General features: G+C 47.5%; 21 protein-coding genes. All 21 read right to left on the minus strand.

Going from position 1 to position 17,018, the window contains the following annotated elements; genetic code table 11:
- Window positions 1–36 precede the first annotated feature (36 nt).
- Window positions 37–882 carry a TlyA family RNA methyltransferase gene (locus NYE62_RS12710; RefSeq protein WP_342496981.1) on the minus strand — a complete coding sequence of 282 codons (846 nt, stop codon included), beginning with the start codon at window positions 880–882 and terminating at the stop codon, window positions 37–39.
- Window positions 879–2,780 (minus strand): 1-deoxy-D-xylulose-5-phosphate synthase, encoded by a 1,902-nt coding sequence (gene dxs, locus NYE62_RS12715; RefSeq protein ID WP_144464123.1) that lies wholly within the window; start codon window positions 2,778–2,780, stop codon window positions 879–881. The genes NYE62_RS12710 and dxs overlap by 4 nt, the downstream gene beginning before the upstream one ends.
- Window positions 2,781–2,923: 143 nt before the next feature.
- On the minus strand, window positions 2,924–3,814 hold the full coding sequence (locus NYE62_RS12720) for a polyprenyl synthetase family protein (RefSeq protein ID WP_007408353.1): 891 nt from the start codon (window positions 3,812–3,814) through the stop codon (window positions 2,924–2,926).
- Complete coding sequence (locus NYE62_RS12725; protein WP_007408352.1) at window positions 3,804–4,058, minus strand: exodeoxyribonuclease VII small subunit; 255 nt, start codon at window positions 4,056–4,058, stop codon at window positions 3,804–3,806. Before NYE62_RS12725 ends, NYE62_RS12720 begins: the two co-directional genes overlap by 11 nt.
- Complete coding sequence (gene xseA / locus NYE62_RS12730; RefSeq protein WP_144663996.1) at window positions 4,058–5,401, minus strand: exodeoxyribonuclease VII large subunit; 1,344 nt, start codon at window positions 5,399–5,401, stop codon at window positions 4,058–4,060. The genes NYE62_RS12725 and xseA overlap by 1 nt, the downstream gene beginning before the upstream one ends.
- Before the next feature lie 123 nt (window positions 5,402–5,524).
- The gene (gene folD / locus NYE62_RS12735) at window positions 5,525–6,376 is read right to left on the minus strand and encodes a bifunctional methylenetetrahydrofolate dehydrogenase/methenyltetrahydrofolate cyclohydrolase FolD (protein WP_007408350.1); all 852 of its coding nucleotides are present in this window, start codon (window positions 6,374–6,376) and stop codon (window positions 5,525–5,527) included.
- Window positions 6,377–6,387: 11 nt separating this feature from the next.
- Window positions 6,388–6,780: a transcription antitermination factor NusB gene (gene nusB, locus NYE62_RS12740; protein WP_007408349.1), complete on the minus strand. Its 393-nt coding sequence runs from the start codon at window positions 6,778–6,780 to the stop codon at window positions 6,388–6,390.
- A gap of 263 nt (window positions 6,781–7,043) precedes the next feature.
- Complete coding sequence (locus NYE62_RS12745) at window positions 7,044–7,451, minus strand: Asp23/Gls24 family envelope stress response protein (RefSeq protein ID WP_342496982.1); 408 nt, start codon at window positions 7,449–7,451, stop codon at window positions 7,044–7,046.
- A gap of 21 nt (window positions 7,452–7,472) precedes the next feature.
- Window positions 7,473–8,825 (minus strand): acetyl-CoA carboxylase biotin carboxylase subunit, encoded by a 1,353-nt coding sequence (gene accC, locus NYE62_RS12750; protein WP_007408348.1) that lies wholly within the window; start codon window positions 8,823–8,825, stop codon window positions 7,473–7,475.
- A 14-nt stretch (window positions 8,826–8,839) separates the two neighbouring features.
- The gene (accB, locus tag NYE62_RS12755; protein WP_007408347.1) at window positions 8,840–9,319 is read right to left on the minus strand and encodes an acetyl-CoA carboxylase biotin carboxyl carrier protein; all 480 of its coding nucleotides are present in this window, start codon (window positions 9,317–9,319) and stop codon (window positions 8,840–8,842) included.
- 153 nt (window positions 9,320–9,472) lie between these two features.
- Window positions 9,473–10,123, minus strand: coding sequence for a SpoIIIAH-like family protein (locus NYE62_RS12760; protein ID WP_007408346.1), 651 nt, complete (start codon window positions 10,121–10,123; stop codon window positions 9,473–9,475).
- Between the two features lie 3 nt (window positions 10,124–10,126).
- Window positions 10,127–10,819: a stage III sporulation protein AG gene (gene spoIIIAG, locus NYE62_RS12765; RefSeq protein ID WP_342496983.1), complete on the minus strand. Its 693-nt coding sequence runs from the start codon at window positions 10,817–10,819 to the stop codon at window positions 10,127–10,129.
- On the minus strand, window positions 10,812–11,432 hold the full coding sequence (gene spoIIIAF, locus NYE62_RS12770) for a stage III sporulation protein AF (protein ID WP_277506511.1): 621 nt from the start codon (window positions 11,430–11,432) through the stop codon (window positions 10,812–10,814). The genes spoIIIAG and spoIIIAF overlap by 8 nt, the downstream gene beginning before the upstream one ends.
- A gap of 16 nt (window positions 11,433–11,448) precedes the next feature.
- Window positions 11,449–12,657 carry a stage III sporulation protein AE gene (gene spoIIIAE / locus NYE62_RS12775; RefSeq protein ID WP_003153145.1) on the minus strand — a complete coding sequence of 403 codons (1,209 nt, stop codon included), beginning with the start codon at window positions 12,655–12,657 and terminating at the stop codon, window positions 11,449–11,451.
- Window positions 12,658–12,690: 33 nt separating this feature from the next.
- Window positions 12,691–13,080, minus strand: coding sequence for a stage III sporulation protein AD (gene spoIIIAD, locus NYE62_RS12780; protein ID WP_071392571.1), 390 nt, complete (start codon window positions 13,078–13,080; stop codon window positions 12,691–12,693).
- Between the two features lie 12 nt (window positions 13,081–13,092).
- A complete protein-coding gene (gene spoIIIAC, locus NYE62_RS12785; protein ID WP_003153142.1) occupies window positions 13,093–13,299 on the minus strand; it encodes a stage III sporulation protein AC in 207 nt (68 codons plus the stop codon).
- Window positions 13,300–13,321: 22 nt separating this feature from the next.
- Window positions 13,322–13,837 carry a stage III sporulation protein SpoIIIAB gene (spoIIIAB, locus tag NYE62_RS12790; RefSeq protein ID WP_007408343.1) on the minus strand — a complete coding sequence of 172 codons (516 nt, stop codon included), beginning with the start codon at window positions 13,835–13,837 and terminating at the stop codon, window positions 13,322–13,324.
- The gene (gene spoIIIAA, locus NYE62_RS12795; protein ID WP_007408342.1) at window positions 13,831–14,754 is read right to left on the minus strand and encodes a stage III sporulation protein AA; all 924 of its coding nucleotides are present in this window, start codon (window positions 14,752–14,754) and stop codon (window positions 13,831–13,833) included. The genes spoIIIAB and spoIIIAA overlap by 7 nt, the downstream gene beginning before the upstream one ends.
- 77 nt (window positions 14,755–14,831) lie before the next feature.
- Window positions 14,832–15,113: a YqhV family protein gene (locus NYE62_RS12800; protein WP_003153124.1), complete on the minus strand. Its 282-nt coding sequence runs from the start codon at window positions 15,111–15,113 to the stop codon at window positions 14,832–14,834.
- A 147-nt stretch (window positions 15,114–15,260) separates the two neighbouring features.
- The gene (gene efp / locus NYE62_RS12805; protein ID WP_003153123.1) at window positions 15,261–15,818 is read right to left on the minus strand and encodes an elongation factor P; all 558 of its coding nucleotides are present in this window, start codon (window positions 15,816–15,818) and stop codon (window positions 15,261–15,263) included.
- Window positions 15,819–15,842: 24 nt separating this feature from the next.
- Window positions 15,843–16,904, minus strand: a complete 1,062-nt coding sequence (locus tag NYE62_RS12810; protein WP_032870608.1) for a Xaa-Pro peptidase family protein — start codon at window positions 16,902–16,904, stop codon at window positions 15,843–15,845.
- Window positions 16,905–17,018 lie beyond the last annotated feature (114 nt).

Consider the following 17,018-nt stretch of genomic DNA (forward strand, 5'->3'; position numbering starts at 1 on the left):
TACATGATGGCAGAAAAAAGGAATAATAGCCCCCTATTATTCCGGTACATCTGTCTTTTTGGCTTTTAATGTCTCATGTGCTTCGCGGACGGTACGGAGAATGTCTTCTTCCGGCAGTTCAGTGCCGTTTCCGTCTTCTCCGCCCCATTCCAAATGAAGCAGAAACTCAATATTGCCGTCTCCCCCTGTAATCGGTGAGAAGGACAGTCCTTTCACTGTATATCCTTCAGAAGCGGCAAATTGATTCATGCGGCGGAGAACGTCAGTATGAACACCGGGATCTCTGACAATGCCTTTTTTTCCGACGGATTCCCGTCCGGCTTCAAATTGCGGCTTCACCAGTGCGATACAATCGCTCCCCGGTACAAGCAGCGTTTTTAAAACCGGCAGAATGAGGCGGAGTGAGATGAAAGAAACATCGATTGTCGCAAATTCCGGCAAACCCTCTGTGAAATCGGAAGGCTCGGAATAGCGGAAATTCGTCCGTTCCATGACGACGACCCTCTCGTCCTGTCTGAGCTTCCAGGCAAGCTGATTATAGCCGACATCCACTGCGTAGGACCGCTCGGCTCCGTTTTGGAGGGCGCAATCCGTGAATCCCCCTGTAGACGAGCCGATGTCAATCATCGTTTTGCCTTTTACCGAGACGGGAAACACTTCCAGGGCTTTTTCAAGCTTTAATCCGCCTCTGCTGACGTATTTAAGAGGGTTTCCTTTTACCGTTAACGGAAGATCCCGGGCGATTTTTTCACCCGGTTTGTCCAATCGGTTTTCATTTGAGTATACGATGCCCGCCATAATGGCGCGTTTCGCTTTTTCCCGCGTTTCCGCAAGGCCTTTTTCTACAAGAAGTACATCTAATCGTTCTTTTTTTGCTGTCATGATCCAATTCCTTTATGTGTCTTCGGCGGCATCAGCAGTTTGATCCGGTTCATAACCTCAGCCTTCGTGAGACCGATTTCTTCAAGCAGGGCGGTTACGCTGCCGTGTTCAATAAACCGGTCTGGGATGCCCATTCTGTCAATCGGTGTATGATACATGCCGAGGTCATGAGCGTATTCAAGAATCGTGCTGCCGAATCCGCCTTCAAGCACGGCTTCTTCTATCGTTAAAATCGGCAGACCTTCATTAAGAATGGCCTTCATCATTTGTTTATCAATCGGTTTTATAAACCGCGCATTCACGACACGCACGGACAGGCCTTCTTTTTGCAGTTCTTCAGCCGCTTCCAGCGCCATTTCAATGGTCGTACCGAATGTTAAAATGACCGCGTCTTTTCCGGGACGGAGCACTTCCCATGTTCCGATCTGAATGGTTTTCAGCTCTTTATCCATCTTTACGCCGAGCCCGTTTCCGCGCGGGAAGCGCATCGCGATCGGACCCTCCTCATAATTAAGGGCTGTATTGACCATATGGCGGCCTTCATTTTCATCCTTCGGCATCATTAAAACGAGGTTTGGTATATGCCGCAAAAAGGCGATGTCAAAGACGCCTTGATGCGTCTCCCCGTCGGCGCCGACCAAACCGGCGCGGTCAATGCCGATAAATACATTCGCGTTTTGACGGCAGATGTCATGGACGACCTGATCGTACGCCCGCTGCAAAAAGGTCGAATAAATCGCAAGAAACGGCTTCATGCCTTGGAGCGCCATTCCAGCCGCCATCGTCGCCGCATGCTGTTCTGCGATTCCGACATCAAACATGCGTTCAGGGAATTCTTTCGCAAACCCTTCCAGTTTAGAGCCGACCGGCATGGCCGGTGTAATGGCGACAATTCTGTCATCCTCGCGCGCCAGCTCCTGCACGGTGCCGCTGACAAGTCCGCTCCATGAAGGCGCCGCGGCTTTCGGCTTGACGAAATCACCCGTATTGATTTTATAAGGACCCGTTCCGTGCCATGTGCCGATTGTGTCGGTCTCAGCCGGTTTATAGCCTTTGCCCTTTTTCGTAATGACATGTAAAAGGACAGGGCCTTTCGTTTTTTTGGCGTATTGCAGGTTTTCAAACAGTTCGTGGTAGGAATGACCGTCAACCGGGCCTAAATACGTAAAGCCCAGCTCTTCAAAAAACATGCCTGACACAAGCATATATTTCAAACTGTCTTTTATCCGTTCAGCTGTGGCGGCCAATTTTCCGCCGACGGCCGGGATGCGCTTAAATAAATATTCAAGCTCGTCTTTTACCCATTGATATTTGCCGGCCGTGCGAAGCCGTCCCAGCATAGAATGAATCGCCCCGACATTCGGCGCAATGCTCATCTCATTATCATTCAGGATGACGATCATGTCTTTCTTCTCATCACCGATATGGTTCAGCGCTTCAAGCGCCATTCCTCCGGTTAAAGCGCCGTCTCCGATAATCGGGATGATATATTCTTTCGATCCTTTAATATCACGGGCGGCAGCCATTCCCATCGCGCCTGAGAGCGAGGTTGAGCTGTGGCCTGTTTCCCATACGTCATGTTCGCTTTCGCTGCGTTTCGGGAAACCGCAAAGCCCTTTATATTGGCGCAAGGTTTCAAACTCCTTGCCGCGCCCGGTTAACAGTTTATGAACATAGGACTGATGTCCGACATCCCATAAAAATTTATCTTTCGGACTGTCAAATTCTTTGTGAAGCGCAATTGTCAGCTCGACAACCCCGAGGTTCGGCCCGATATGGCCGCCAGAGGCAGACAGCGATGTGATGAGGAAATTGCGGATCTCCTCACTCAGCTCTTCCAGCTGTTCAATTGACATCTTTTTAAGAAATGACGGGTCCTGTATTGATAAAAGATCCAAAGCGGATCAACTCACTTTCAGAATGAATTTCTGCAAATTAAACAGTGTCTTTTTGAAAAAAGAAAAAGACTCCCTTTGTATTTTCATCGAAACTGCTTACATTTTACCATAGGAGCGGCAGCCCCTTCAAATCAGGACCGTTTTTAATGATCTCTCGCCGCGATTAAATCACAGAGGTCATGCAGCAATTCTTTCTGAAGAGAAAGGCCGCTGATGATCTGTTTCGCCTCGCTGATATGATACGCAAGCTTTTCTTTCGCACCTTCAAGCGTTAAAAGCGACGGATACGTTGATTTTTCATTCGACGTATCTGAGCCGACCGGTTTGCCGATCCTCTCCTCATGCCCTTCAATATCAAGGATGTCGTCTCTGATTTGAAATCCGATGCCGATATGGCTGCTGAACAAACGGAGCTTTTCGACTTCATCCTCCGGCGCATCTGCCAAAATGGCGCCCGCCGTCACGGAAAAACCGAGGAGCTTGGCCGTTTTCCGCTCGTGGATGGATTCCAGCTCCTCAAGCGTTATCCGCTTTTGCTCCGCTTCCATGTCGGCAGCCTGTCCGCCGACCATTCCTTCCGTTCCCGCCGCGCTGATCAGCTCATCGACGAGACGGAGCCGTTTTTCTGCTGAAACCGCCTCAGACACATGAGATGTGATCAATTTAAAGCTTTCTGTCAGAAGCCCGTCTCCGGCCAATACGGCTGCCGCTTCTCCGAAGACTTTATGGTTTGTGGGCTTTCCCCGGCGCAGATCATCATCGTCCATGCAAGGCAGATCATCATGGATTAAAGAATACGTATGAATCATTTCGACAGCGCATCCGACCGGAATCCCGTCTTTTTCATCTTTTCCGTAAGCATTCAGAACGGCTAAGACGACGAGAGGGCGCAGCCTCTTTCCGCCCGCTTCCAAAGAATACAGCATAGATTTTTTGAGGGTTTCCGGCATCGCAAGCCGTTCTGTATACAAAGAAAGCTGCTGTTCAATCAGTTGTTTGCGCGATGCTAAAAATGCGTCCAGTTTATTTGTCACCTTCGTCTTCCTCCTGAACGCTGAAAGGTGCAAGTTCGCCGTTATCTTTTAAAATAAAGTCCATTTGCTTTTCGACATGCTGCAGCTTTTCATGGCACATTTTTGAAAGGGCCATCCCTTCCTGAAAATAATTAATCGCCTGCTCCAGCGGCACGTCTCCTTCTTCAAGCTTTGCCACAATGCCTTCAAGGCCTTTCATCGCCTCTTCAAATGTCAGCTCTTCACTTTTTTTGGTTTCTGTCATTATCGTTCGCCTCTCTTTTGCAATACTTCACACGTCAGAACGCCGTCTGTCATCTTTACTTCAAGCGTATCATGTTGTTCCACTTGATCAACGCTTTTGATCAGCTCTTTGTCTTTATAGGCCAGACTGTATCCTCTCTCCATCACCTGAAGGGGACTTAATGCATTCAGTTTACCAAGAACCGTCTGAAACTGCGAATGAAGCTGCTTCAGCTGGACATTCATGCTTCGGGCGAGCTGATTTGAGCGCTCCTCGTACCGTTTTTTCGCCTGTTTCAGCTGGGTTTCAGGGTGGAGCGCCGTTAATCTGTACGTATTCCGCTCAAGCTGCCTTTGTTTCCTGTCCGTAAGCCCTGTGAGCTGTGATTGGAACTGCTGATACAAAAGGTCAAACTGCTGTTCTTTTTGGGTATACAATCGTTTCGGAAAACGGAACGCGTAGGATGACTGGAGCGATTGAACCCGTTCTTTTTTCTTGCTGATATGCTGCTGCATCGCTCTTGTCAGGCGGACTTCCGCCGTTTTTGTCCGTTCCATTAAGTCCGTCGTGTGGGGGACGGCGATTTCTGCCGCTCCTGTCGGCGTTGCCGCCCGGATATCCGCGACGAAATCACTGATTGTAAAATCTGTTTCATGTCCGACGGCTGATATAATCGGAATGGCGGAAGCAAAAATCGCCCGGGCCACGATTTCTTCGTTAAATGCCCACAATTCTTCGATCGAGCCCCCTCCCCTTCCGACGATCAGAACGTCACACATTTTTTGTGCATTGGCTTCTTCAATGCGCTTCACAATCGATCTGCTGGCATTTTCACCTTGAACGAGCGCGGGAAGCACAATGACTTTCACAAGGGGGTATCTTCTTTTGAGTGTGGTAATGACGTCTCTGACGGCTGCTCCCGTCGGTGACGTGACGACCCCGATCGTGGCCGGAAAAGCGGGGATGGCCTGCTTATGCCGGTCATCAAACAACCCTTCGCCGGCAAGTTTTTTCTTTAATTCTTCATATGCTAAGTAGAGCGCCCCCACACCGTCCGGCTGCATTTCTTTCGCGTACAGCTGATAGCTTCCGCTCGGTTCATAGACGGAGATGCCGCCTCTTACGATGACCTTCATTCCGTCTTCTGGCTTAAACGCAAGCCTCGAACTTTGCCTCTGAAACATGACGGCCTGCATGCGGGCATGCTCATCTTTTAATGTAAAATAGATGTGGCCTCTCGTATGAATTTTAACATTGGAGAGCTCACCCTTAATCCAAATGTCTTCAAGATGAGGGTCCACATCGAATTTTCGTTTAATGTATTTGGTCAGCGCGGAAACCGTGACATATGCCGCTTCACTCACATCCTGCACTCCTTTCATAAAGGCTTTTTGCCCTAAACTAAGAAAACCCGCTCTGGCTGAAAGGAGCCTTAAGAAGCGGGTATCGTGCTCATTGTCACACTTTTTGTGACTGTCTCCGGTTATCTATGATAACGTACGTCTGGCAGATTTAACAGTATTATGCGCAAGCATTGTGATGGTCATCGGACCTACTCCGCCCGGCACCGGCGTAATGAAAGATGCTTTTTCTTTCGCTTCATCAAACTGAACGTCTCCGCAGAGTTTTCCGCTCTCGAGACGGTTGACGCCGACATCAATGACAATGGCGCCCTCTTTGATTTGATCAGCTTTGATGAAGTTCGCTTTACCGACCGCTACCACAAGAATATCTGCTTTTTTCGTATGCTCAGACATATTTTTCGTCCGGGAATGGCAATATGTGACGGTCGCGTTTTCGTTCAGCAGCAGCTGGCCGACCGGTTTACCGACAATATTGCTTCGTCCGACTACAACAACTTCTTTGCCGGAAAGATCTACGTTCGTCTTTTTCAATAACTCGACAATTCCGTGCGGCGTGCATGGAAGAAATGTATCTTCTCCAAGCAGCATTTTCCCGACGTTGAGAGGGTGGAAACCGTCAACATCCTTATCAGGGGAGATCCGCTCGATTACGGCTTTTTCAGAAATATGATCCGGGAGCGGCAGCTGGACGAGAATGCCGTGGAATTCCGGATTTTGATTATACTGATCAATCACTGTTAAAAGCTCCGCCTCGGTTAAGCTTGAGTCAAAGCGGTCAAGCTTAAATTTCATTCCCATTGTTTCAGCGGCTTTTTTCTTGCCTGTCACATATGAAACAGAAGCGGGATCGTCTCCGATTAAAATGACCGCCAATCCAGGCACTACGCCTTGTGCTTTCAGCTCTTCTACTTCTTTTGCCAATTGTTCGCGTTTTTCTTTAGCCGTTTCTTTTCCGTCGATGATTGTTGCAGTCATTTTCTTTCCTCCTATGATTCGATATCAGTTTTAATGTTAGAAAGAACCCCGTTTACGAATTTTGCAGCTTTATCGTCGCCGAACCGTTTTGCCAGCTCGATTGCTTCGTTTAATGACACGTTAGCAGGAATGTCGTCAGAATAAACCATTTCATACACCGCCAGACGCAGGATCGCGCGGTCTACGTTTGCAATCCGGTCAAGCTTCCAATTGACGAGATGGCCGGAAATCATTTCATCAAGCTGAACCTGATGTTCGATCACTCCGTACACCAGCTGTTCAAAGAAGGCATCTGTTTTTTCACCATCAAGCGCGTGCTCAATGGCATCGTTCGGTGCAATATCGCTGACATCAATCTGAAAAAGTGCCTGCAAAGCTTTTTCTCTAGCTGTTCTTCTTTTCATTTTCTTTCTCCTTCAGATCCGCTTTATCCGCTTGTCGTTAAGCTTAAAGAGATCATAACATATTTTTTTCTCAATCGCATGTCGAAATTTAGGTTTTTTACCCTAATGCCGAATATTTTCACAAAACGCATTAATTTCATTCGGATTTCACAGCATGAAGAAACTCGGCTGCCGTTTGTAAGCCGGCTTTCTTCATGCCTGAAATGACGGGAAACGTATAAAAAACCAAAGGGCTGCCCATCCCCTTGGTTTTTATACGCTCATTACATTTCTTCGTCGGTTTCGACTTCTTGGGCTTTCGTGTCAAATTGAATGCCGACGATATGAATATTGATTTCATTAATGGTCAGAGACGTCATGTTTAATAAGGTTTGGCGGATATTCTCCTGAACGCTTGCCGCCACTTTCGGGATCGAGATCCCGAATTGAACGACGCAATAGACGTCGATGGTAATCCCGTCATCGGCTAAATCGACCTTTACGCCTTTGCCGTGATTGATTTTGCCGAAGCGTTCTACGACGCCCGTGGCGAAATTGCCGCGCATTTCAGCAACTCCTTCAACTTCGGAAGCGGCGATGCCGGCAATGACTTCAATGACCTCAGGAGCAATTTCAACCTTGCCTAAATGAGCCTCATCATGATCCATTTTAAGCACACTGTTGTCTTCCATTCAATTCACCTCCCGCAAAAATTATGAGCCCATTACATCATATGTTTCTAAAAACTTTGTATTAAACTCTCCGCTGACAAATGTTTCGTGTTCAAGCAGTTTCAAATGGAACGGAATCGTCGTTTCAATACCTTCAATCACGAATTCGCTCAGCGCGCGTTTCATCCGTGCGACTGCCTCATCACGCGTTGTTCCGTATGTGATGACTTTAGCAATCATACTGTCATAGTACGGCGGGATCGAATAGCCGGGATATGCGGCTGAATCCACGCGTACGCCGAGTCCGCCCGGCGGCAGGTACATGTTAATTTTACCGGGTGAAGGCATGAAGTTTTTCGCAGGATTTTCAGCGTTGATGCGGCATTCAATCGCCCAGCCGTTAAATTCAACGTCTTCCTGTCTGAGCGAGAGCTCCTGTCCGGATGCCACTTTGATCTGTTCTTTGATCAGATCCGTTCCCGTCACCATTTCTGTGACAGGGTGCTCTACTTGAATACGCGTGTTCATCTCCATGAAGTAGTAGCGCTGTTCTCTGTAGTCATAGATGAATTCTACTGTGCCGGCTCCCGTGTAACCGACGGCCTTCGCTGCTTTTACCGCTGCTTCACCCATCTGCTCCCTGATTTCAGAATCAAGCGCAGGTGACGGTGACTCTTCAAGAAGTTTTTGCAGACGTCTTTGGATAGAACAGTCACGCTCTCCGAGATGGATCGTGTTTCCGTAATTATCCGCAAGCACCTGAATTTCTACATGGCGGAAATCTTCTATGTACTTCTCGATGTACACACCCGGATTTCCGAATGCCGTAGCGGCTTCCTGCTGGGTAATCTCAATGCCTTTGATCAGTTCTTCTTCTGTGCGTGCGACCCGGATGCCTTTTCCGCCTCCGCCCGCAGTGGCTTTTATAATGACAGGATACCCAATTTCACCTGCAAGCGAAACCGCTTCTTCCGTATTTTTTATGATTCCTTTTGAACCGGGCACAATCGGCACGCCCGCCAGCTGCATCGTGTCGCGGGCGATATCTTTTGTTCCCATTTTTGAAATGGCGTCAGCCGTAGGGCCGACAAACGTTACGTTTAATTCTTCGCACAGCTCGGCAAAATCGGCGTTTTCAGCTAAAAACCCGTATCCCGGATGAATCGCATCCGTGCCGGTCAGCTTTGCGACGCTGACGATGTTCGTTACATTTAAATAGCTTTCTTTTGATGTTTTCGGCCCGATACAAAAAGCCTCATCGGCCATTTGGACATGCAGGGCGTCTTTATCTGCCTCAGAATAAACGGCTACAGTTTCAATGCCCAGCTCTTTGCAGGCCCGGATGATTCTGACGGCGATTTCTCCTCGGTTGGCGATCAATAGCTTTTTAATCATAATAGCAGGTCTCCTTACTCAGCTTTTACAAGAAATAGAGGTTGTCCGTATTCGACCAGCTGGCCGTTTTCAACTAACACTTCAACGATTTCTCCTTTTACTTCGGCTTCAATCTCGTTAAAGAGTTTCATTGCTTCTACGATACAAACAACTGTATTTTCGCTCACTTTTGAACCTTGGTTTACGTAAGGGCCGGCTTCCGGCGATGAAGAAGCATAAAACGTTCCGACCATCGGAGACGTAATTTTGTGCAGGTTTTCGTCTTGTTTCGGCGCTTCCTGAGCAGGGGCGGCTTCACTCGCTTCCGGTTTTGCAGCCTGCGGAGCAGGTGCGTAAGCGGCGGGAACGGCTTGGGCTTGTCCCGTTACATTCACTGCCGGCGCTTCATTTTTTTTCAGTTTGAGGCTTACGCCTTCAATTTCGTAAACAAATTCGTCGATGGAAGATTCATCGATTCTTTTTATCAGTTCATGAATTTCGTTGATTTTTAACATCAGTTTCCACTCCTATGTATAAAAAATAGAAATTTATGGGTTGCTACTAAAAGTACATACTATGTTTATCTTACAGGAGCGCTTGTGTAAATTCAACACTGATCTAAAATGACATCAGAAAAGCCCGCAGCGGGTGCGGGCGGTTCAGGTCTCTTATTTTGTCGGTTCAAACGTGACGGCGACGTCTTTCATCGTCTTGATTTCTTTTTCCACCAGGTCAATGATAGCGGAAGCTTTTGCGTTTGAATGTTTGTCAGACATGACGGTAATGTTGATTTTGTCTCCTTCAGCATCCACGAGCGCATCTTTGTAGCCTTGTGTTTTAATCAGCGTTTCCAGCTGTTTTTCCGTCCCTTCAGCATTGCTCAGCGCCGTCATTTTATCGTAGGCTTCGCTTTTTTCCTTTGCGGTCGCATCATCGCTTGAAACAATGCTGTTTAACTGTTCCCTTTCTTTGCTTCTCGCGTCTTCAAGCTCCATGCGGTATGCGGTAAATAAGTTTTCATCAGCTGTTTCTGTGGCGACCGATCCGTCTTTGTCCGAAGCTTCGGCTGATGTTTCTTTATCCTCTTTTGTGCCTTTAGAATCTTTCGTTCCTTTTGTACCGTCTTCTTTTTCCGTGCCGCTTCCGCTCTTATCTTTCGTTTCAGGAGCCGGCGTTTTTTCAGTGGCGACTTCTCCGCTGCTTTTTTCGCTTTTCATCTGCACGGCATTTTTGCTTTCCGGCGACATAATATAATAAACACTTAATACCACGACGAGACTGAGCATTGTTAAAAGCCAAACCGTTTGTTTTTTCAGCATGATTTATGAATCCTCCTTGATTTTTTTAGGGGCAACCGCTACACGGTAGCTCGGAACATCAAGCACCCTTGTGACGGCATCAATGATGGTTTTTTTTATTTGAACGTTGTCCACTCCCTGAGCGACAACGAGTACACCGCGGATATCGGGCTTTTTCGTCTGGACGACGACCGGGGTTTCCTGGTCCCCGTTTCGAATTATGACAATTTGTTCTTCAGAGGTTTGATCGGTTACGCTTCTTTTGCCGCCTTCTTTATCGGTTTCTTCAGTGGTGGTGTCTTTTTTCGTTTTATTTTTCTCAAACACTTTCAAAGATGTTGCGTCTACGTTTACGACAATTGAGACATCCTCCACGCCGATAATCGTTTCAAGGATTTCTTTCAGCTGGTTTTCATAGTCTCTTTCGTAATCATCGATCGTGGTTTTTGCGCTGCCGTCTTTCGATGCCTTAAAAACAGGTGCGCTTTTTTGCCCGCTTTTGTCTTCCGTTCGGCCGGACATGACGGTCTGCACCGCTTGGTCCTTCCCGGTTTTCTCCGGTGAAGAGAACAGCTGGCTGACCAGCATAAAAGATACCCCGAGCACAAACACGAACAGAAAGTAATGATATTTTGTCAGTTTTGGTTTTTCTCCGTCTTTCGCCTGTCCGATCATCAGCTGTTTTTTGAGTATGGTCCATAGTCCGTTTTTATTCATGGCCGTTTTTCTCCCTGCCTTCCATATAAACCGTAATTTTCTCACTGCCGATTTCCCATATATCCGCAAGTTTTTCTTTGATGTCTGCGGCCTCTTTTTTGTCGGCTGCGCCTTCCGGTTCGTATTTGCGGTCTGTGCGGATGTCGATCGGTGCGACGGTTTGCACGGTTTTTTCAGAAGATGGGGCCATATACACGCTGATCGTTTTTACATCTTCTTCTGAACGAACCTGTTCTTCCGCTGTAAGGCGGATGTCGTCTATTTTGTATTCGTCATGACTGAACATCTCCTCCGCTTTCTTTTTTAGTTGGACAGCCATTTCTTCTAAAACATATGCGCGGTTTGATGCTTGTATTTCTTTTTTTTCTGATTTAATTTGATTTTTTATATCAGCGGATTGAGATTGCTCTTGTTTTGTCAAATAATCGAAGATGATTTCCGGGTCTGTTTTGAAAAGTTTGAATATCGGGTTGAGCATGACAATGATTAACAGCAGACTGACAACCATCTTTGCGTATTTTTGCATACTGGAGCTGGGCAGCAGCATGTCGATGACGATGGCGAATAAGATAAATAAAATAATGCTTGTCAGCCATTCTGTTAAAAAGCTCATATCCAATGGGCCTCCTTTATTTCATCATCATGGTGAGGTTGCCTGCTGTAATAATGACTGTGATGCTGAGGAAAAACATGAGAGAGACGATGGCGAGCGCCGCGAAAATATACAGTACGCTTCTGCTGATGACGCCGAGGCACGTAATGACGGGCCCGCCTCCGAGCGGCTGCAGAATAGCGGCCGCGAGCTTATAAATAAAAGCGAGCGAGAGCACTTTGATCGCCGGAAACGCGGAGATGCAGATCAAAATTCCGACTCCGAGGATTCCCACGGTGTTTTTTAATAGGAGCGAGGCGCTGATGACCGTATCCGTCGCATCCGTAAACATCCGGCCGAGCACGGGAATAAAATTGCCTGTTATAAATTTTGCAGTCCTGAGCGTAATCCCGTCCGTCACGGCAGCCGAAGCCCCCTGTACGGAGATGACGCCGAGAAACACGGTGAGAAATACGGCAAGCGCGCCGATCGCGATATTTCTGAGCAGATTGGCAAGCTGCGTGACTTTATATTGATCCGTCATCGTGCTGACGATGCTTAAAATCGCTGACAGGAAGATAAGCGGCATGACGATGTTTTGAATGAGAAGGCCGCTCGTATTCATCAGAAATAAAATAACGGGGTGAAAAAAAGCTGCGGAAACGGCTCCCCCGGAAGACGCCAAAAGCGCAAGTAAAAGCGGGATGAGCGCGAGAATGAAGCTTGTCATCGTCTGGATCGCTTCACTGGCATAATTAACGGCAACATGAAAGCTGTTTAAAGCGAGAATAATCAGCACCATGTAGACGATTGCATAAGCCACTTTGCTGACGGTGCTCTGCTGGAACGCATTTTGCAGGAGCTGCAGAATGACACAAAAAATGGTGAGAAGAATCAAAGTTCCCAGAAGCTTTCCGTTTGCGAGCACTTCATGAAACAAGTATGAAAATAAAGCCTTCAGCCATGCCTCCGGCGAGAACGTTTTTTCTCCGTTAATAAAGTCGATGATGCTTCCCTTTTGGCTTTCAGGCAGAAGACCGCCGTATTCTGTCATGATGTCGTCCCAAAATTTTCCGATGCCTTCTGTTTTCAGCGCTTCGGCCTGCTTTTTCGCCACTTCATCAGCGGATTCTTGGTGAACTGCGGTTTCCTGCGACGCACCGTCTGTTCCGGCAGCTTGTACACATTCAGTCTGAAAAAATAAGAGGATGAACAAAAAAGCTCCCGCCCACCGAAAGCGCTTCATTTTTTGTGCCCCCCCTTTCCATTTTATTTATGATCAAGAAGGAATAAGTCCGAGAATCGTTTCAATAATGACGGTGAGTATCGGCACGGCCATTACCAGTATCAAAATTTTTCCGGCCAGCTCTATTTTCGAAGCAATCGCTCCCTGGCCCGCATCCTTTGTAAGCTGCGCTCCGAATTCAGCGATGTAGGCGATGCCGATAATTTTTAAAATGGTTTCCACATAGACCATATTGACATTTGCATTGACGGCTATTTTTTCTATCATTCTGATAATGTCGTAAATCTGGTCGATGAGATAAAGAAAGATCACGCAGCCGCTGAAGACGACAATCATAAACGCGAAAGTCGGTTTCTGTTCTTTTACGATCAGGGAGAGAAATGTGGCGATCAGGCCTAAACCTACAATTTGAACAATCTCAATCTGTAAGCCCCCCTATCCTTGGAATAGAAACACAGCTTTGATCTTTTTGAACAGGTCATCGACAATCGTCGCCACCATAAATAAAATATAGATAAAGCCAAGCAGCGTCACCCACTGGGCGTATTCTTTTTTTCCCATTTGATCAAGTATGGTGTGCAGAAACGCAACCACGATACCGACTCCGGCGATTTGAAAAATGACATTTACGTCGACTCCCATTTTATGTTTGCTCCCCTCATGTTTACATCAATAGAAGAATGAGTAACAGTCCGGCTAAAAATCCTAAGCTTTTCACCATTTTTTCATTTTTCGCCTGCGCCCGTCCGGCATCCGCTTCCGCCGCTTCCAAATGTGTAAGCGCAAGCTTGATATGTTTCTGCTGAGAAACACGGTCATGGAGCCCGAGCGTCTCTCCGAATTGCTTCAGCACATCATATTCGCTTTTTTTCATCGCCATGGACGACCAATTATGTTTCAAGCTCTGTTCCCAAGCCGTTTTGGCGGAATCGCTTCCCTGCTCAAGCCTTCTGCTGAAAGCTTGAAACAATAACGATACAGGTTTGGAAAGCTGTGCGGCAATTTGTCCCGAGGCGGTATGCAGCGGTGTATGCCCGAACATGATTTCCGCTTCAAGCGATTGGAGCGCCGCGCGCAGCTGACGGATCTGCCTCGGCCTTTCTATATACATTTTGGCGATCTCAAATCCGGTCCAAGTCGTCGCTGTCAGAATAAACACGGCACCCAAAAGCTTCAGCATGTCATCACGCTTTCAGCATGCGGAACAGGTTCCCCGTCCTTTCCGTACATCCTGCTGATCGTTCCCGGACCGCGGCGCCTTGACAGTTCAACATACCGGTCAAACACGTTTTCCTCCCAAAGCATTTTCAGCGACGGCCTCTTTACCAAGTCTTTCATATTCCACCCGTGCGCAGATACGATAACGGATACGCCCGCATGGAGCGCCTCCAGCAGCGCTTGTGAGTCTTCCATTCTCCCGATTTCATCCACAATTATGACATCAGGACTCATAGAGCGAATCATCATCATCAGCCCTTCCGCCTTCGGACAGGCATCAAGGACATCGATTCTGCGGCCGAAACTGTGCTGGGGAATGCCCCGCAGGCAGCCGGCAATTTCCGAACGTTCATCTACGATACCTGTCTTTTTTGCGGGAATGCGTTTTGATCCGGTGCTGGAAAGCCGGGCCAAATCACGAAGCAAGGTCGTTTTCCCCGTTTGCGGAGGACCGATGATCAGCGTATTCAGCCAGTTTTCTTTCCATAAGAAAGGAATGAGCGGTTCTGCGATTCCCAGCTTCTCCCGGGCGATTCGGATATTAAAAGAAGTAATATCCCGGAGTCCTTTGACGGCTCCGTTTTCGACGATGACTCTTCCGGCCAGCCCCACGCGGTGGCCTCCTCTGATTGTGATATATCCTTTTTTCAGCTCTTCTTCCAGCGTGTACATACTGTAATTGCTGAGCCGGCTGAGGATCAGCTGTGCGTCGCCGGCTGTACAGACATATGACAAATACAAAGGTTGTCCTTTTTGGATCAGTTCAACCGGCCTGTCGACGCGGATTCTGATTTCTTCTGTATCCCGTCTCGCTTCTTCGGGCACAGCGGAGATGGCATCTCTCAATAATTCAGGGAGAACCTCTGTAATCTCATTCAATAGAGTCTCCTCCTTTTTTACCGATTGGCTTCTTTAAAATGTATGATCCGGGACAGACTTTATGACACCCCGGCCCTCTATTTATGCACACCGGCCAAAATCAGCACCACTCCCGCAAAAATCAATATTAATTTTGCATATGAGAGCTGTCCGGCAATCTGATAAATGCCGATCGTCATTGTGATGATAAAGATCAGCGGGCCAACGATTGCCAAAATACTATTCACCACAACTGCCTTTCTGATGTCGTTTGTCAAAAGCATGATAATAGCGGCCGATAATTCAATGAGCGAGGACAAAACTCGTAAACCGGCCATCGTTAAAACAGTAGAATTGATTGAACCAAACAAAAATTTCATTGCAATCCCCCAACTTCAAGCATTTTGTTACACTATATGCTCTAGCTGACGGAAGTAGTCTCACTATTTTCATATAGAAGAAAGATTCTGAGGCAGAACGCAAAAAAAGCCTGCCCCGTAAAAGGAGCAGACTCCGAATGTCTTTGACTACGCTCTTGACACGTAAGAGCCGTCTGATGTATTTACAACCAGCGTATCGCCTTCGTTCACGAAAAACGGTACGTTTACGACAAGACCTGTTTCCGTTTTGGCAGGTTTTGTGCCGCCTGACGCCGTGTCGCCTTTAATTCCCGGCTCTGTTTCAACAACTTTCAGTTCAACTGTGTTCGGCAGTTCAATACCGAGCGTTTCAGACTGATACATCATGATGTGCACAGACATATTTTCCAGAAGATATTTCAATTCTTCTTCGATTTGGTTTTCGTTCAATTCAAGCTGTTCATATGAGCTTGTATCCATGAACACGTGCTGATCGCCGTTGGCATAAAGATACTGCATCGTTTTTGTTTCGATTTGAGCTTTCGCGACTTTTTCACCTGCACGGAATGTTTTCTCCTGAATAGCGCCCGTGCGGAGGTTACGCAATTTAGAACGGACAAATGCCGCTCCTTTTCCCGGCTTTACGTGCTGGAAGTCAACGACGCGCCAAATGCCGCCGTCTACTTCAATCGTTAGTCCTGTACGAAAATCGTTAACTGAAATCATGTTTGATGTCCTCCTATATTCCGATCACAAAATAATTAATTCTTTAGGGGAATGCGTAATTGTCCGGTTGCCGTCGTCAGTGATGATGATATCATCTTCGATTCTTGCGCCCCCAACTTCCGGTATGTATATGCCCGGCTCAACCGTTACCGCCATGCCCGGCTCAAGAACGGCCGATGACCTGAAAGACAGCCCCGGTGATTCATGGACTTCCATTCCGAACCCGTGTCCTGTCGAATGGCCGAAATACTGTCCGTAGCCTTTTGCAGTGATGTGATCCCTCGTCAGGGCGTCCGCTTCTTTTCCCGTCATGCCGGGTTTAATATGCAGGACACCAAGCGCTTGGGCATCGTATACGACCTGATAAATCTCTTTCAGTTTATCACTTGGCTCTCCGACCGCGACGGTGCGTGTGATATCAGAACAATAGCCTTTATAATAAGCGCCGAAATCGAGCGTGACCAAGTCTCCCTTTTCAATCAATTTGCCGCTTGCCACTCCGTGGGGAAGGCTGGATCTGACTCCCGAGGCGACGATCATATCAAAGGAAGAGCCGTCTGCTCCTTGACGTCTCATATAAAATTCAAGCTCGTTTGCAACTGAAATCTCTGAGATGCCCGGTTTGATAAACGTCAGAATATGTTCAAACGCATCATCCGCAATCTTCGCAGCTTCCTCTAATATCTTAATCTCTTCACTTGACTTAATCAAGCGCAACTTTTCAACGGAATCCGCGACGGGAACCATCTCCGCTTCCTGCAGCACCGCTTGGTAGGATGCATATGTTCCGTACGTCATGCTGTTTTGCTCGAAGCCGAGTTTTTTAATGCCGTACTCAAGAATCGTATCCGCAGCCGTTTGGATTAAGCTTCCGCCGTGCTCGATAATGTCAAAACCCTTCACTTGCGTCTTCGCCTGCTCGGTGTAACGGAAATCCGTGATAAATGCCGCACGTTCTTTCGATATGACCGCAAGGCCTGACGAACCCGTAAATCCCGTCATATACTGCAGATTGGCGGAGCTTGTCACCAACATTCCGTCTATATCCAGCTGACCGAAAAGATTTCGCAATTTCTCAAGTTTCATTCCCTTTCTCCTCCTCGCCGATTCTTGACTGCCGCCTGACAACGCGGGAGCATCCCCGCCCGGTTTTCAGCATAAAAAATGTTCACTTCTCGTGAACATTTTACCATACCGGAC

The organism is Bacillus sp. FSL K6-2861, from assembly GCF_038630725.1.
In the GTDB taxonomy this organism is placed as follows: domain Bacteria; phylum Bacillota; class Bacilli; order Bacillales; family Bacillaceae; genus Bacillus; species Bacillus velezensis.

Excerpts from the sequence above, each read along its gene's own strand:
- NYE62_RS12710 (WP_342496981.1), bottom strand. The coding sequence starts at position 882 with ATGACAGCAAAAAAAGAACGATTAGATGTACTTCTTGTAGAAAAAGGC.
- NYE62_RS12725 (WP_007408352.1), bottom strand. The coding sequence starts at position 4,058 with ATGACAGAAACCAAAAAAAGTGAAGAGCTGACATTTGAAGAGGCGATG.
- folD (WP_007408350.1), bottom strand. The coding sequence starts at position 6,376 with ATGACTGCAACAATCATCGACGGAAAAGAAACGGCTAAAGAAAAACGC.
- nusB (WP_007408349.1), bottom strand. The coding sequence starts at position 6,780 with ATGAAAAGAAGAACAGCTAGAGAAAAAGCTTTGCAGGCACTTTTTCAG.
- NYE62_RS12745 (WP_342496982.1), bottom strand. The coding sequence starts at position 7,451 with ATGGAAGACAACAGTGTGCTTAAAATGGATCATGATGAGGCTCATTTA.
- accC (WP_007408348.1), bottom strand. The coding sequence starts at position 8,825 with ATGATTAAAAAGCTATTGATCGCCAACCGAGGAGAAATCGCCGTCAGA.
- accB (WP_007408347.1), bottom strand. The coding sequence starts at position 9,319 with ATGTTAAAAATCAACGAAATTCATGAACTGATAAAAAGAATCGATGAA.
- NYE62_RS12760 (WP_007408346.1), bottom strand. The coding sequence starts at position 10,123 with ATGCTGAAAAAACAAACGGTTTGGCTTTTAACAATGCTCAGTCTCGTC.
- spoIIIAG (WP_342496983.1), bottom strand. The coding sequence starts at position 10,819 with ATGAATAAAAACGGACTATGGACCATACTCAAAAAACAGCTGATGATC.
- spoIIIAF (WP_277506511.1), bottom strand. The coding sequence starts at position 11,432 with ATGAGCTTTTTAACAGAATGGCTGACAAGCATTATTTTATTTATCTTA.
- spoIIIAE (WP_003153145.1), bottom strand. The coding sequence starts at position 12,657 with ATGAAGCGCTTTCGGTGGGCGGGAGCTTTTTTGTTCATCCTCTTATTT.
- spoIIIAC (WP_003153142.1), bottom strand. The coding sequence starts at position 13,299 with ATGGGAGTCGACGTAAATGTCATTTTTCAAATCGCCGGAGTCGGTATC.
- spoIIIAB (WP_007408343.1), bottom strand. The coding sequence starts at position 13,837 with ATGCTGAAGCTTTTGGGTGCCGTGTTTATTCTGACAGCGACGACTTGG.
- NYE62_RS12800 (WP_003153124.1), bottom strand. The coding sequence starts at position 15,113 with ATGAAATTTTTGTTTGGTTCAATCAATTCTACTGTTTTAACGATGGCC.
- efp (WP_003153123.1), bottom strand. The coding sequence starts at position 15,818 with ATGATTTCAGTTAACGATTTTCGTACAGGACTAACGATTGAAGTAGAC.
- NYE62_RS12810 (WP_032870608.1), bottom strand. The coding sequence starts at position 16,904 with ATGAAACTTGAGAAATTGCGAAATCTTTTCGGTCAGCTGGATATAGAC.